Origin of the sequence: Haloactinomyces albus, assembly GCF_031458135.1 — a bacterium.
GTDB classification, from domain to species: domain Bacteria; phylum Actinomycetota; class Actinomycetes; order Mycobacteriales; family Pseudonocardiaceae; genus Haloactinomyces; species Haloactinomyces albus.
The window spans coordinates 4,732,638-4,748,394 of record NZ_JAVDXW010000001.1 but is presented as its reverse complement, the minus strand read 5'-3'; the positions used below and the strand labels follow the sequence as shown (position 1 = coordinate 4,748,394).

Genomic DNA, 15,757 nt, shown 5'->3' with positions numbered 1-15,757 from the left:
CACGCTGCTTCCAGGCTATCCGCCGATGGCGGTGCCCGAATGTCGGGAGCCAGGATACGAACTCGGCCTCGGACAGCCGGAACCGATCATCGATGCTCGACACGCCGACCTCGGCGAAAGAAGCTCAACGAAGGAATTTGTCGGGGGTGAGCGGTAGATCACGCACACGGATGCCGGTGGCGTGGTAAGCGGCGTTGCCGATCGCCGCGGAAGCCCCGACGATGCCGATCTCGCCGATCCCCTTGGTACCCATCGGGTTGACGTGCGGATCGTGTTCATCGATCCAGGTCGCCTCGATCGAATCCACATCGGCGTGCGAGGCGACGTGGTAGCCCGCGAAGTCGTGGTTGACCACATGCCCGAAGCGGGAATCCAGCACGCTGTGTTCGTGCAGCGCCATGGACAGTCCCATGGTCATCCCGCCGAGGAACTGCGAACGAGCCGTGCGTGCGTTGACGATCCGCCCGGCGGCGAATACACCGAGCATTCTGGGCACGCGGATCTCGCCGGTATCGGCGTGCACCCGCACCTCGGCGAACTGTGCGCCGAAAGCATGCATGGAGAAGCGCTCGGTGTCCGGGTTCGGCTGCGTTGCCCCCTCGGCTTCGGCTCCCTCGGGGGGCTGCTTGCCGTACTTGTCACGGAATACCGTCGCGGCCTGCACGATCGCAGAACCCCAGGAGGTGATCCCCGTCGATCCCCCGGCCACGGTGGCCTCGGGGAACTCGGTGCTGCCGAGATGCGGATCGATCATGTCGAACGGGACTTCCAGCGCCTCGGCGGCAATCTGAGCCAGCGCGGTCCACGCGCCGGTACCGATGTCGGCCGCCCCGATGAGCACCGCGTATCGACCGTCCGCATACCGAATTCGCGCCCTCGAACCCGGAAAAACGTGGGTCGGATATGTCGAGGCGGCCACACCGGTACCGATCAGCCAACCGTTTTCCCGCCGAACACCGGCGGTGGGATCGCGCTGCTGCCAGCCGAAGCGGTCTGCCCCTTCCCGCAGGCACTCGACCAGATTGCGGCTGGAAAACGGCAATCCGGAAATGGGATCGATCTCGGGTTCGTTGCGGATGCGGAATTCGACGGGGTCCAGCCCACAGGCCTGAGCCATCTCGTCCATGGCCGTTTCCAGGGCATGCATCCCCGGGCAGTGCCCCGGAGCGCGCATCCACGACGGCACCGGCACGTCCAACGGCACCAACCGCTGGGTGACGCGGCGATTCGGCGCCGCGTACATGATGCCCGACGCGGTGGAACTGCCCTCCGAGAACTCCTTGATCCGCGAGGTGTGCTCCAGCGCATCGTGGCCGACCGCCGTCAGCCGCCCCTCGGCATCGGCGGCCAGTCGGACCCGCTGGCTGGTGGGAGTGCGGTGACCGGTCAGCGCGAACATCTGCCTGCGGGTCACCGCGTACTTCACCGGCCTACCACCGCTGCGCTGGGCAGCCAACGCAGCGAGCACGAGCGGGGCGTGCGGCAGTCCCTTCGAACCGAATCCGCCTCCGACGTGCGGAGCGAGCACTCGCACCTGTTCGGGCTCGAGCCCGAACACGGGAGCCACGACACTGCGGACCGAGTACACCCCCTGAGTGGATTCGTGCAGGGTCAGTTCGCTCCCGCTCCAGTGGGCGATGGTCGTGTGCGGCTCCATCGGATTGTTGTGCTGCATCGGCGTCGTATACGTCCGATCGAGTGTCACCGCCGATGACGCCATGGCCGCGTCGACATCACCGTTGTCGGTGCGGGTGTTGAGCGTGCCGCCCGCTGCGTCGAGTTCGACCTCGTGGGGCTGCTCGGCATAGTCGACCCGGACCAGATCCGCCGCTTGGCGTGCGCTTTCCGTCGTTTCCGCCACGACGGCCGCCACGAACTGGCCTCGGAAAGCGACGGCATCGGACTGCAACACCGCCAGCTCGGCATCCTCGGTACTGGCCAAACGGGGGGCGTTGGTGTGCGTGAGTACCGCGAGCACACCCGGCACCGCCTCCGCCGCACCGGTGTCGACGGAGGCAACTCGTCCGCGCGCGATCGTGGCCTGCACCGGATGCAGGTAAGCCGGCGCCTCGACCGGATGCTCGTAGGCATACCGCGCGGTACCGGTCACCTTCGCGGGGCCATCGAGGCGCTCCAGCGACGCACCGATCACCTCCGGGACCGCCTCATCCGGTTCCGCTTCCACCACGCTTCGGGCGCTCACCCCCACAGCTGCGGTGCCACTTTCGGGTGCCGGGAAGTTCCGTTGGGACAGGCGCATCAGGACCTTCTCCTTGTTCGTCGCTTCCGTGGAGGAGAACACACCGAATGATGGACTACATCAGGTCACGAAGCACCGAGACCAGCGTGTTGCGGCTCATCGGCACCTTGAACGCGTTGTCCTGCAGGGGGCTGGCCTCGGCAAGTTCGGCATCGGCGGCGGCGCGGAACATCTCCTCCGTGGCCGGACCGCCGCGCAGGGCTTCCTCGGCACGGGTGGCACGCCAGGGCTTGTGCGCGAGTCCGCCGAAGGCGATCCGCGCCTGCCGGATCGTGCCGTCGACGACATCGAGAGCCCCGGCCACCGACACCAGAGCGAATGCATAGGAAGCCCGGTCGCGAACCTTGCGATAGGTCGATCGAGCGGCCATTGCCTGCTCGGGCAGATCCACTGCGGTAATCAGGTCCGCAGGCCCGAGCACGGTATCGCGTTGCGGCTCGTCACCCGGCAGGCGATGCAACTCGGTCACCGGGACTTCACGAGGCCCGTCCGGCCCCTGCACCTGCACCACCGCATCCAGCATCGCCAAGGCCACGGCCATATCGGAAGGATGCGTGGCCACACACGACTCCGAGGCGCCCAGGATCGCGTGGTGACGGGTGTATCCCTCGCGGGCCGAACACCCCGAACCCGGATCACGTTTGTTGCAGGGTGTGCTCACGTCCTGGAAATACACGCATCGGGTGCGCTGCAGCAGGTTCCCGCCGGTGGTGGCAAGGTTGCGCAACTGTCCGGACGCGCCGGCCAGCAGTGCCTGCGACAGCACCGGATACTTCTCCCGGATCACCGGATGCGCAGCCAGATCACTGTTCGGCACGGCACTACCGATTCGCACGCCGCCACCGGGCAGTGGCTCGACCGTGTCGTAGGGCAACCGACTGACATCGACCAGCATCTCCGGTTCGGCCACACCGAGCTTCAGATGGTCGACGAGGTTGGTTCCGCCACCCAGGAACGCCGCGCCGGGATTGCCGTCGACCAGCTCGACCGCAGCGTCGGCGTCGGTGGCCCGCTGGTAGTCGAAGGGAATCACCGGACGTTCTCCCGAATCGCGGCGACGATGTTCGCATAGGCTCCGCACCGGCACAGGTTGCCGCTCATGCGCTCCCGGATTTCGGTATCGTCGAGTTCCACCTCGGCAGTGAGGTCATCGGTGGCCGCGCTCGGCCAGCCTGCCTTGGCTTCGGCGAGCATGCCCACCGCCGAGCAAATCTGCCCGGGCGTGCAGTACCCGCACTGGAATCCGTCGTGGTCGAGGAAGGACCGCTGCATCGCGTGCAGTTGTCGTCCCTCGGCCATCCCCTCGGCGGTGGTGATTTCGGCACCGTCGTTGGCCACCGCCAAACTCAGGCAGGTCGTCACACGGCGACCGTTGACCAGGACCGTGCAGGCACCACACTGACCGTGGTCGCAGCCTTTCTTCGGTGACGTCACGCCGAGGTGATCGCGCAGCGCATCGAGCACCGTCGTCCGCGTATCCACCGCCAACGACTGCTGCGTGCCATCCACGGTCAGGGCGATCTCCGCCTCCATGGGCCTCCTCTTCCGCCGGTGGTGTATGCCCGCGACAGGGTCCTGCCGCAGTCGCCTACCGGGTGTTCACCACTCGATCATGCCCGAAGCAGTTGATCACCACAACGTGCTCCGGCAGCGGGCGGCTGATCACTCCGATGGTGCGAGCACAACCGCGGAATTGTGGCCGCCCATGCCCAGTGAGGACTTCACCGTGATTCCATCGGTGGCGGACGTGCAGCCATTGAGCAGTCGAGGATGGCCCGCAGCCACCGTCGGCGGTGCCGGGATGACCCCGCGGTCGTAACCGAGCGCGGCGGCTGCGACCTCCACGGCCGATGCCGCGCCCTGGCAGTGACCGACGAGCGGCTTGATCGAGTAGATTTCCGAATGCGGAGGGAACAGCTGATCGGCGACCGCGGCCTCGGCGCGATCGCACTGCCGGGTTCCCGGGCCGTGGGCATTGAAGTACCGGACATCCGAAGCCTGCACTCCGGCGTTGTCCAGCGCTTCGCGGAAGCAACCGGTCACCTCGGTCAGGTTCGGATCGATCGAGGTGACGTGGTAGGCGTCGTGTGACATCGCACCACCGAGCACCGACGCATACGGGGTCGATGAGCGCTTGGACAGCACCATCCCGACCGACGCCTCCCCCATGCCGAAGCCCCGGCTGCCTTCCTGGAACGGCCTGCAGGCATCCAGTGGATCGGTGTCGGTCACGGCGACGCCGAGCTTGTCGAAGTGCAGCACGTTCTCGGGTGTCGCGGACAGATCAGTGGCCACGAAAACCACGTCATCCACGATTCCGCCGTCGAGCCAGGCTTTTGCGGTGAGCAGTCCCGCGTTGCCCGACGCGCACATCGACGACACGTTCATCGCCGGTCCGTGGAAATCGAACTCCTTCATCAAGGTCGACATCGGCGTCGACGGCATGAGAGCGAGGTAGTCGCGCACCGGCAGCCGCCCGTCGTGGGTCAGGTAGAAGTCCCGCCACAGGTCGACCTCGCCGAGCACGACCGCATGCAGCAGTCCGACCCGCCTGCCGGGTTGCCAACCACGATTTCCTGCGTCGGTGATCGCCTCTCGCGCGGCCGCTCGCATGGCCCTCGCGAAGCGGCTCGGGCCGTCCGCCTCGTCGCCGCCGTCCGGCACGGTGGCCACCCACGCCGTGCGGTCCCGGTTCGGTCCATGCCCGCCGACCGGTGCGGCGGCCAGCTTGGCCGAGGTCAAACCATCCCAGAACACCTCGCGGCCCCAGCCGTAGCCGGTGACTGTGCCTATGCCACAAATTCCGAACTGCTGCGAGACCAATCGCTCGCCCTCTCTTCCTGCTCCGATCATGCATCTGCGCCCGGCCACCGGGCGGGTCCTTGCCCCCTCGATCGCGTCGACGTGTCAGCAGCCCCCGTGTCCTCGCTGAAAAATCGAGAGAAAGTAGTCCTACGTGAGATCGAACTACGGAGAGTCATAACCAGACACGTACTTTTGCGCATCGACACCCGCAAGGGTGAAGATAACTTTCTCGATTCCGCCACCAAATGTGCTCGCACTCTCAGGTTTATCACGGAGGTACATGAAAGTCACTCAAGAGCCAGACTTTTTGGCGACGGACTGCGCACATAGCGTCAACAACTCCCCGCAGGAGTACTCCGGGGGTTCGGTGGACGAGCCAAGATCGTGAGTTGCCACCGTGCATTTCACGAACACTTGCAGGGGAACGGTTGATGACCTGCGCAGAGGGGCATCCTCGGGAATGCCGACGGAGAAGAGAGGTGCGCTATGCTCGATCCGGACAGCTAGCTCCCGGCCCGAAGCCCGCTCCTTTCAATTCACAGAAGACTGAACTGTGATGCCATGGGCGGCATGCAGTCTATTTGCGGATCGGACGGATCATGGGGGCTGACGCTCACAACACCGACGGGATCCCGGTCGGTTCGGGGCTCGGTCGCGAGCTCGTGGACTTGGCGCTGTCCGTGAACGACGCTGTCATGTGGTCGTTCAGCTTCGCCGATGATGAGATCACCTGGATGTCCGGTATGGATGCGCTCCTGAGCATGTCCGGCGCTGCCGAAGGTGACATCCGTGCCCGATTACTGGAGCTCGTGGAACCATTGACGACGGGTGCGCGGACGACCACGGCATGGCAGGACCTCGAACTCGAACAGCAGCTCGAGACACCCGACCGGGGAATGCGCTTGATCCGCTTCCGCGCTCGAAGGTTCGGAGACATTCGGACCGGTGGCCTTGCGGGGATCGCGACCGACGTGACCACAGCGCACGGGAATCGGCAGGCACTGGCCGACCTCGCCGACCGTTACCGGTTGCTCGTGGAACTGAGTCCGGATGCGATCTGCGTGCACCAGGACGGAATGCTCAAGTATGTGAACCCGGCCACTGTCCGTATCGTGGCCGCCGAATCCGATACGCAGATCATCGACTCCCCGATTGCCGACTTCCTGGACGAGCGCTCGATTCCGCAACTGCGGGAGCGGATCTCATCGCTGACGACCCCGGGAGCCACCTCGACCCCGACGGAGACCGAGCTCCTGCGCTTCGACGGCGACACAGTTCTCGTCGAAGCGATCTCGGTGCGCACTACTTGGGAAGGTCGCCCTGCGTTTCAGGTCATCATGCGCGACCTGACGGCTCAGAAAGAGGCCGAGGCGACGCTGCACTACCAAGCGGCACTCGTTCAGCATGTCAGCGACGCGATCATCGCCACGACCCGTGGCGGAGTGGTGACCAGTTGGAACCCGGCTGCGGAGGCTGTTTACGGTGTCCCCGCGGACCAGGCACTCGGGCGGCACGTCGGTGACCTGGTCGGTGCCTCCCTCGACCCCGAATCGCTGCTGACAGGCGGCGGCATCGCGCAGGCCGTACACCGGCGCGCGGATGGTGCCGTGCTCGCCATCCGTGTCTCCGCCGCGGAGATGGAGGACGGCTTCGTGCTGGTGTGTGCGGACGAGACCGCACGACGGCGGGCCGAGCGGCATTTCGCCACCGTGGTCGCCACCCTCGACGAGGGCGTCATCGTGGTGGGTGCAACAGGGCTCATCGAGTCGGCCAACCCCGCAGCTCAGCGCATCTCCGGTGCCGAGGAGTCCGAAATCGTCGGGTCCTCACCCGTGTCCTGGCCGTTGTTCGACGAGGACGGGGCCGGCATCCCGCCGGAGGCCTCACCCGCGATGCAGACACAACGCACCGGAGAGCCGCAGAACTCGCGGGTGGTGCGCCTGCAGCGAGCGGATGGACAGAGCGTGTGGCTCGCACTCACCTCGCGCCCACTCATGTCCGACGACCAGCAGCCGCATTCGGTCGTCATCTCCTTCACCGACATCACCGAGAGCCGGGCCATCCGCGAACAGTTGAAGCAGGAAGCCACGCACGATCCACTGACCGGGCTGGCGAACCGCACCCTGATTCTGCAGCAGCTCAGCGCTGCGCTGCGCTGCTCACATCGGACACAACCGATGACGGTGCTGTTCATCGATCTCGATAATTTCAAGGTCATCAACGATTCTCTGGGCCACGGCGTCGGCGACGCGGTGCTGCGGATCGCCGGGGAACGGCTGCAGAAGGCAGCACGGCACGAGGATCTCGTCAGCCGCCTCGGCGGCGACGAATTCGTGGTCATCGCCCACGGTGAAATCAGCCATGAGGAGGTCCGCTCCCTCACCGAACGCTTGCGCGATTCCCTGGCAAATCCGGTCACCGTGCAAGGTAGGCAGATCCATCTCGACACCAGCATCGGGATCGTGCTGGTGCCGCCGGAGGACGCCAGAGGTGCCGAGGATGTCCTGCGGGATGCCGATGTGGCCATGTACCGGGCCAAAGCGCTGGGCCGGGGACGTTATGTGTTCTTCGACGTCGCACTCCGCGAACGCATGCAGCGACACATGCAGCTGGAGCAGGACCTGCGCAGCGCCGTGCAGGAGAACCAACTCCGGGTCGCCTACCAGCCCCTCGTCGACCTGCGCACCAACCGCATGGTGGGTGTGGAGGGCCTGCTGCGGTGGAACCACCCGGTGCACGGGACGGTCTCACCCGGCGAATTCATTCCCCTAGCCGAGGAAAGCGGGCTGATCAGCCACATCGGTGCGCACATGCTGCGGACAGCGACCCGCGAACTGGCTGCCCAGCGCGACCGGAACAAGCTTGCCCTACAGCTCAACGTGAATCTGTCCGCACACCAGCTCGATGATCCGCGCCTGCTGTCCACCGTCCGAGAGGCACTGGCCGAAACCGGCCTGCCCGCACACCGTTTGTGCCTGGAGGTCACCGAAAGTGCCCTCATGCAGGACTCGGCGGCAGCAACGCGGGTACTGCGCGCGTTGCGTGAGCTCGGCGTGTTGCTGGCCATCGACGATTTCGGAACCGGATACTCGTCACTGGCGCAACTGCACAGCCTGCCACTGGACTCCCTCAAGATCGACCGGTCGTTCGTCGCCAGGCTCGGTGATTCCAAAGACACCGAGGTCATCGTCACCAGCATCATCGCCATGGCACAGGCCGTTGGTCTCACGGTCGTGGCGGAAGGAGCCGAGACCGCTCGGCAGCTCGAACTCCTCCGAGATCTCGGCTGCAATCAGGCACAGGGATTCTACTTCGGCAAACCGGCCCCCATCGATGACCTTTCCGAGGCAGTCCGCTCGGGCAAGCTCCCGGCCCCGGCCGCCTCCGACGAACACGCCGAAGGCGGCCGGCCCAACCGGATCGAATCGGAATAAGCGAATATGCTTCACCAAAGAGGCACGAACGTCATTGGCGGGAAACCGCGGAGGTCCCGCCGCGCAGCACGTACTTCTGGATCTTGCCGGTGGCCGTCTTCGGGAGCTCGTCGACGAAGCTGACCGCGGTCGGCGCCTTGAAATGCGCGAGGTGCTGCCGGGTGAAGGAGATGATGTCGTCGGCCGTGGCCGAGTCGCCTGCCTGAAGGACGATGAAAGCGTGCGGTGTCTCGCCCCATTTTTCATGCGGCAGACCGACGATGGCGGCCTCCTGCACCGCGGGATGACGCAGGAGAACGCCTTCGACCTCGATGGAGGAGATGTTCTCCCCACCCGAGATGATGACGTCCTTGATGCGATCGCGGATCTCGACGTAGCCGTCGGGGTGAGTGACAGCGGCGTCCCCGGTGTGGAACCAGCCGTCGCCCATGACCTGTTCGGTCGCTTCGGGATCGCGGAAATAGCCCTGCATCACCACATTGCCGCGCACCACGATCTCGCCGACCGTCGCGCCGTCCCACGGGACCTCGCTGCCGTGGTCACCGGCGACCTTGAGCTCACCGGAGGTGATGAGCTCGATACCCTGACGGGCTTTGAGAATGCTGCGTTGCTGCGCGGGAAGCCCCTCGTGCTCGGCTCTGGGCTCGCACACCGTGATGAACGGAGTGGTCTCGGTGAGACCGTAGACGTGGGTCACCTCCCAGCCGAATTCCTGCTCCAGACGCTCGAGAGTGGCCGCGGCGGGAGACGCACCGGCAGTGACCACGTGGACTCCGGGAGGCACACTGCCCCGGACCTCCGGTGCGGCGTGCGCAAGGGCGATCAGCACCGTGGGCGCCGCACACAGCCAGGACACGCCCTCGGTACGGATGAGTTCGAACACGCGGGCCGGGTCCACTGCACGCAGGCACACGTGCGTGGCGGCTGCCGCGGTGACCGTCCACGTATAGGTCCAGCCGTTGGCGTGGAACATCGGCAGAGTCCACAGGTATCGCTCACCGAGTCCGATGCGCAGGTGCAGCAGCGTGCCCACCACATTCAGGTAGGCGTTGCGGTGTGTGATCATGACGCCCTTGGGGCGTGCAGTGGTACCGCTGGTGTAGTTGATCGACAGCAGATCGGTCTCCGCGATGGCGGGCCTGGTGAACTCCGAACTTGCTCGCGCGAGCAGCGCCTCGTAGTCCTCCCAATCCGCGCGGGCACCCTCCAGGGCCACGAAGTGCTCGACTTCCGGCATCCGATCGCGGACCTGGTCCACCACGTCGAGCTGATCCGCGTGCACACAGACGACCGTGGAACCCGAGTGGTTGACGATGTAGACGATGTCCTCGGCCGAGAGGCGGTAGTTGATGGGGACCAGCACGGCTCCGAGCTGGGGAACCGCATAGAAGGATTCGAGCTGACCGTGGGTGTTCGGAGCAATGTAGGCCACGCGGTCGCCCTTACCCACCCCCATCCCTTCCAGCGCCGCCGACCAGCGGTCGCAGCGATCGAAGAACTGCTCATAGGTCCACCGCAGCTGCCCGTCGACCACTGCCTCTCGGTCCGGGTGCAGCCGACGAGTACGTCGGGCGAACTCCAGCGGGGTGAGCGGAATTTCCATGAACCCTCCTCGAGGACGGCCTGTCCGACCGTATTACCGATTCTTTCTCCGCCTGCCCGAGGAAACCTCTCCAGCAGGCCCCGCACAAGAGGGGGGCGACCGTTCGCGGTTGCCGACCTCGCTCACCTGCGAAAGGCTGCCCCACGCACGGATTGAAAGCCACCGAGACACGGGAGGCACCCCTTGCGGAGCAAGCAGCTGGTCACCGGAGCCCCCGGCACCTACGTGGTCGTGCTGGATGCCGGAGACCGTGTCCTGGACGAGCTCACGCGGTTCGCCCGCTCGTCCGGCATCGGCACGGCCTCGGTCACGGCGATCGGCGGCCTCAGCAGCGCCACGCTGGCCTACTTCGACGTGGACACCAAGCAGTATCAGGACATTCCCGTCGACGAGCAGGTCGAGGTCCTCACGATGACCGGAGTGCTCGTCGGCGACGACGAACCCCAGATGCATCTGCATGCCGTACTCGGACGTCACGACGGCACCACCCGCGGCGGGCACCTCAGGGCCGGGCTGGTCCGGCCGACGCTCGAGGTCATGATCACCGAATCACCACCGCACCTGGTCCGGCGCCATGACCCGGACAGCGGCCTCCCCTTGATCGACCTCGACGCCTGGGAAACCGGTAGGTCCTCCTGACCTTCTACCCGATTCGCGCGGCAAGCGAGACAGCCACCGCCTCATGTCCGCGCAACGGTCGCGTTTGCCACCCGGGCCGGAACGGGTAAAGCGAGCGCATGCCGGACAAACTCGGTGAGTACCGTCGCAAGCGCCACTTCGGTACGACGACCGAGCCGCGCGGCGGCGAACAGTCCCCGCCGGAGCGATCGAGTGCACGGTTCGTCATTCAGAAACACGAGGCAGGAACGCTGCACTACGACTTCCGGATCGAGGTCGACGGAGTGCTGAAGTCGTGGGCGATCCCCAAGGGGCCATCGCTCAATCCGCAGGACAAGCGCCTGGCCGTGCCCACCGAGGACCATCCCCTGGAGTACGGCGACTTCGAGGGAATCATCCCGCAGGGCGAGTACGGCGCGGGCACGGTTCTCGTCTGGGACACCGGGAGCTACCAGCACCTCACCGAGCAGCAGACCAGTGCCGCCGAGGCGCTGGAGAACGGTCACATCAACCTCTGGCTCGACGGCGACAAGCTCCGCGGCGGCTACGCGCTGACCCGCATGGGCAAGCGCACGGACAGCCAGTGGCTGTTGATCAAGATGAAGGATGCGGGTGCCGACCGCCGTCGCAATCCCCTCGAACGGCAACCTCGTTCCGTGCTGAGCGGCAATGATCTACGCGGAATCGCCCAGCACGGCCAGGAGCTGCGATAGGCGGCAAGTACCGTGTTCGAGCGAGGGCCCGTGCTCCCGTCACACGCGCCCCGCTCCCCGAGCGGTTTCGGTGAGCGAACATGGACCTGCCTCGCCGTGAACGGACTGTCAGAGGCGCCTGGTCAGGGTGATGCCATCGGCGACCGGGAGCATGACCTGCTGCTCAGTCCTCCGGCTCGGAGGGGACGACAGTGCGGCGTCGCTGGTGCCCGACCGGGCCTGCTCGGGCTCGCCGCAGCGGATCGTGGCGCAGGTCGGAATACAACGACCAACACAGACCGATGATGATCAGCACGAACGGAGCCGCGACCAGGATCGTGAACGTCTGCAGTGCTTGCAGCCCGCCCACGAGCAACAGCACGGCCGCCACGGCCGCGCTCATCACGGCCCAGGCGGCGATCAGCCACTTGTTCGGCTCGGTGGTGCCGCGAGAGGAGAGGATGCCGAGCACCACCGCGCTGGCATCGGCGCCGCTGACCCAGAAGATCGCCACGAGGAACATGACCACGATGCCGGTGGCGAAGAAGCCGGGGTACTGCTGCAGTGCGGTGAAAAAGGCTGCGGCCTCACTGGTCGATCCGGCACCTGCGATGTTGGCCCGGCCGGTGAGCTGCAGGTTCAGCCCGGCACCGCCGAGAATGGTGAACCACAGCGCGGAGACCAGTGTGGGCACGATGAGAACGCCGAGCACGAACTCGCGAATGGTGCGCCCCTTCGAGATCCGGGCGATGAAGGTGGACACGAACGGTGTCCAGGAGATCCACCAGGCCCAGTAGAAGATCGTCCAGTCCGAGAGCCAGCCCACACCGCCGAAGGCGGGGGTGCGCAGGCTCCACGGGATGAAGTTGAACACGTAGGCGCCCAGTGCGCTCGGCCCCAGGTTGAGCAGAAACACCGTCGGCCCGGCAAACAGGACGAATAGCACCAGCAGGGCGGCGATCACCATGTTGGTGTTGGACAGCCACTTGATGCCGCGGGAGACCCCACTGACCGCCGACAGCACCGCAAAGAAGATCAGTACCGCGATGACCAGCAGCGCTATCAGCGTTCCTTGACCGTCTTGCTGCCCGAATCCGCCGCCGATGCCGGTGAACAAATAAATACCGGCCGCGATCTGCAACGATCCCAGGCCCAGGGAGGTGGCGCCGCCGAATTTCGTGGCCACGATCGCCCAGATATCGATCGGCTTGCCCCAGCCGTCCTCCTCGATGCGCTTTTTCCCCAGCAGCGACTGGAACGGGGAGCTGATCAGATTGCCTCGGCCCTTGCGGTAGGTGGAATAGGCCAGCGCCAGCGCCACCGTCGCATAGATCGCCCAGGGATGCAGGCCCCAGTGGAAGAACGAGTAGGCCATGCCCAGCCGCGCCGCCTGCTGACTGCCCGGCTGCACGTTGAGCCAGGGCGCCGGATTGGCCAGGTGCGCGACCGGCTCGTAGACGCCGAAGAAGATCAGTCCGATGCCCATCCCGGCGGAGAACATCATCGCCACCCAGGACACGGTGGAGAACTGAGGTGGCTCACCGTCCTGCGACAGCGGGATGCGCCCGTACCGGCTGACCGCCAAGTAGATCGTGAACACCACGAAACCCACCGAGGCCAGGACGAACAGCCAACCCAGGTTCCTGACCACCCAGTTCAGACCCGTATTGGCCAGGTTTCCGACGGTCCGGGGCATCAGCGCCCCCACGATGCAGAACACCACGATGATCCCGAACGACCAGCCGAACACCGTGGTGTCGATGGAGTACGCAGCGAAGAAGCGGCTCACGCGACCCTGGGATTGCCGTTCTCGGAGTGCCATGGGTATCGGTGTCCTTTTACCGGGGTGGGGCGGTCGATGTCCGGGCTTCACCGCGGTGATGCCGCAGGCGCCCCAGAAAGTGCGCGAAGAGTCCCTCGGCCCGAATCCGATCGTGTTCGCTGGAAAGCGGCGCGACCGCCGAGGCGGGTGCCTCCAGGATGGACCGCATCACCTCCGCGAACTGCTCGCTCGTCAAGCCTCGCACCAGGTCCTTCTCGCCGATCATGCCGACCACATCGCCGCCGTCCAGCACCACCAACCGACGGATGTGGCGCTCGCTCATCACCCGCACCACTTCCTCGACCGGGTCGTCGGCCTGCACCGTGGCAGGTGGTCCCTCGGCGCACTGCCCTGCCCGTGCGTGGAAGGGGTCGGCACCGCGGGCCAGGCACTTGACCACGATGTCGCGCTCGGTGAGGATGCCGCGCAGCCGGTTGCCGACATCGCAGATCGGCAGCGCCCCGACCTCCAACTCCGACATCCGATAGGCCGCATCGGCCAGCGAGGCACTGCCGTCGATGCATTCCACATCGACGGTCATGATCTCTCGCACGCTCGTCATCTCGAATTCCTCCCACCTCGGCAGAGCGACGAAGGACAAGCAGGCGTCCGTGCCGCAGCCGTACTACCCGACTGCGGACTGCGGACTGCGGACTGCGGCACTGCACCCGCAACCGCTTAGCCGGGCCTGCCGCAGCGAGCCGATCGATTGCCGGTGTCCCGACAGCGGAGGCACGTTCCACGGTTGTGCACTCGCCTCCGTCTCCGAGGCGCTTTCTCATGTCGCCGTTACATGGTCTCGCGTGGTGACAGCGGCGCAACCTGACAACAGGATCCCGAAGAATCGTCTCCCCCTGAACGGTGAACACGCCCCACCGGTGGTGTCGCAGAGTCAGCGGAACCGCGGGTCATCACCGGGTCCGGCCACGGGACAAGCGTTGTCCTGCCCTGCGGAACCGCACCCGCTGCCCCGGACGGACCTGAGCGGCCACATCGACGGAGACGGCGGGCAGCACGGCGATCACGGGATAGCCTCCGGTAACAGGGTGATCGGCAAGAAACAGGGTCGGCTGCCCCGAAGGCGGGACCTGGAGCGCCCCGGCAACCATGCCCTCGCTGGGAAGTTCGGCATTCCCTGCCCGGTGCAGCGTGGGCCCGATCAGCCGCATGCCGATCCGATTGCTGTCGATGCCGACCTCGTACGGTTCGTGCAACAGCGTGCCCAGCGCCCGATCATCGAACCAGTCGTCGCGAGGACCGGGAACCACCGGGAGTTCGATGTCCCCGGCGCCCGGGGCGGGCACCGGGGCGATCTCGACCACCGGAGAGCCCGTAGGTGCCGGGCCCACCGGCAGCACCGTTCCGGCTGTCGGCTTGTCGGGGCCGACCCCGGCGAGCACGTCGGTGCTGCGCGATCCCAACACCGACTCGACCGCGATCCCCCCACGCACCGCCAGATAACTGCGCAGACCGCGATCCGGTATGCCCAAGCGCAGTTCGGTTCCCGCAGCCAGGCGCAGCACCGAGTTCACCGCTTCGCTGCGCCCGTCCACAGTGATCGGACATGGCGCTCCCGTGACCGCGACCGTCATAGCGTGTCCGGCACGCACGGCCAGCCCGCCCAGGGTCACCTCGACTGCGGCGGCAGCCTCATCGTTGCCCACGAGCCGGTTGGCCAGTCTCAACGCCCCCCGATCGGCGGCTCCCGAAACACCGACACCGATGTCGGCCAAGCCCGGCCGTCCGAGATCCTGCAGGGTCGCCAGCGGACCGGTCTCGACGATTTCGAGCCCGGTGCTTCGCTTCCGGTATTGCCGATTCCCGGCCGAATCATCACCACTCCCGGTCACGGCCCCACCTCCTCGAAGCGCACCCGGACTCCGGGGCGCAACAGCGCGGGCGGGTCCCGATCCACCTGCCAAATCCGCAGGTCGGTGCGCCCGATCAGTTGCCAGCCACCCGGGGACTCCCGCGGATAGATCCCGCTGAACTCACCGGCGAGCCCGACCGCCCCCGCGGGCACCCTCGTTCGCGACTCGCTGCGGCGGGAAACCCGCAGGCGACCGTCCCCGCCTACGAGATAACCGAATCCGGGAGCGAACCCACCGAACGCCACGGTCCACTCGGTCGTGGTATGTGCGTGCACGACGTCTCGCTCGGAAAGCCCGGTCAGCCGCGCGACCTCGGTCAGATCCGCACCGTCGTAGCACACCGGCACGATCACCCGACCACGATCGGGCAGCTCACCACCCTCGGCGTGCTCGGGATGATCGACGTGATCGATGTGCACAGCGCGGACCATCCGCTCGATCTCCGCAACGTCAGCACGCTGCGGATCCAGGCGCAGCAGCAGCGTGCGCGCCGCGGGCACCAGATCCGTCACGCCGGGCAACTCCTCGCTGGTCAGAGCCGCGTACAGCGCGAGCACTCCGTCCGGATCGTCCAGCTCGAGCAGCAATCCGGAATCGGCGCAGCGCAATACTCGCATCACCGATCACCGAACAATCCCGCGTACCGCTCTCT

12 protein-coding genes are annotated in these 15,757 nt (G+C 66.2%); 3 read left to right on the top strand and 9 right to left on the bottom strand.

The genetic code is table 11. The features are described from left to right. Positions 1–124 precede the first annotated feature (124 nt). The 4 genes from JOF55_RS22150 to JOF55_RS22135 form a co-directional block, all read right to left on the bottom strand. Positions 125–2,260 carry a xanthine dehydrogenase family protein molybdopterin-binding subunit gene (locus JOF55_RS22150; protein WP_310277801.1) on the bottom strand — a complete coding sequence of 712 codons (2,136 nt, stop codon included), beginning with the start codon at positions 2,258–2,260 and terminating at the stop codon, positions 125–127. Between the two features lie 55 nt (positions 2,261–2,315). After that, positions 2,316–3,293 (bottom strand): FAD binding domain-containing protein, encoded by a 978-nt coding sequence (locus JOF55_RS22145; RefSeq protein ID WP_310277799.1) that lies wholly within the window; start codon positions 3,291–3,293, stop codon positions 2,316–2,318. Then, complete coding sequence (locus JOF55_RS22140; protein WP_310277796.1) at positions 3,290–3,793, bottom strand: 2Fe-2S iron-sulfur cluster-binding protein; 504 nt, start codon at positions 3,791–3,793, stop codon at positions 3,290–3,292. The genes JOF55_RS22145 and JOF55_RS22140 overlap by 4 nt, the downstream gene beginning before the upstream one ends. A gap of 129 nt (positions 3,794–3,922) precedes the next feature. Further along, a complete protein-coding gene (locus tag JOF55_RS22135) occupies positions 3,923–5,113 on the bottom strand; it encodes a beta-ketoacyl synthase N-terminal-like domain-containing protein (protein ID WP_374727583.1) in 1,191 nt (396 codons plus the stop codon). Positions 5,114–5,664: 551 nt separating this feature from the next. Between JOF55_RS22135 and JOF55_RS22130 the strand changes: the two genes are divergently transcribed. Next, a complete protein-coding gene (locus JOF55_RS22130) occupies positions 5,665–8,499 on the top strand; it encodes a sensor domain-containing protein (RefSeq protein WP_310277790.1) in 2,835 nt (944 codons plus the stop codon). Positions 8,500–8,530: 31 nt separating this feature from the next. On the opposite strand, the gene JOF55_RS22125 is transcribed toward JOF55_RS22130, so the two are convergent. Next, on the bottom strand, positions 8,531–10,102 hold the full coding sequence (locus JOF55_RS22125) for a long-chain-fatty-acid--CoA ligase (RefSeq protein ID WP_310277787.1): 1,572 nt from the start codon (positions 10,100–10,102) through the stop codon (positions 8,531–8,533). 183 nt (positions 10,103–10,285) lie between these two features. Here JOF55_RS22125 and JOF55_RS22120 point away from each other — a divergent pair, with 183 nt between their 5' ends. Further along, positions 10,286–10,741: a PPC domain-containing DNA-binding protein gene (locus JOF55_RS22120; RefSeq protein ID WP_310277784.1), complete on the top strand. Its 456-nt coding sequence runs from the start codon at positions 10,286–10,288 to the stop codon at positions 10,739–10,741. Positions 10,742–10,839: 98 nt separating this feature from the next. After that, a complete protein-coding gene (locus JOF55_RS22115) occupies positions 10,840–11,433 on the top strand; it encodes a DNA polymerase ligase N-terminal domain-containing protein (RefSeq protein ID WP_310277781.1) in 594 nt (197 codons plus the stop codon). Positions 11,434–11,596: 163 nt separating this feature from the next. Here the strand turns inward: JOF55_RS22115 and JOF55_RS22110 are convergent, their stop codons facing one another. From JOF55_RS22110 to JOF55_RS22095, 4 genes are all read right to left on the bottom strand, one after another. Beyond that, the gene (locus JOF55_RS22110) at positions 11,597–13,234 is read right to left on the bottom strand and encodes a BCCT family transporter (protein WP_310277778.1); all 1,638 of its coding nucleotides are present in this window, start codon (positions 13,232–13,234) and stop codon (positions 11,597–11,599) included. Positions 13,235–13,250: 16 nt separating this feature from the next. After that, entirely contained in the window at positions 13,251–13,796 is a 546-nt protein-coding gene (locus JOF55_RS22105; RefSeq protein ID WP_310277775.1) for a CBS domain-containing protein, read from the bottom strand. A 349-nt stretch (positions 13,797–14,145) separates the two neighbouring features. Next, positions 14,146–15,084, bottom strand: coding sequence for a 5-oxoprolinase subunit C family protein (locus JOF55_RS22100; RefSeq protein ID WP_310277772.1), 939 nt, complete (start codon positions 15,082–15,084; stop codon positions 14,146–14,148). Further along, positions 15,081–15,722 (bottom strand): 5-oxoprolinase subunit B family protein, encoded by a 642-nt coding sequence (locus JOF55_RS22095; protein ID WP_310277768.1) that lies wholly within the window; start codon positions 15,720–15,722, stop codon positions 15,081–15,083. The genes JOF55_RS22100 and JOF55_RS22095 overlap by 4 nt, the downstream gene beginning before the upstream one ends. Positions 15,723–15,757 lie beyond the last annotated feature (35 nt).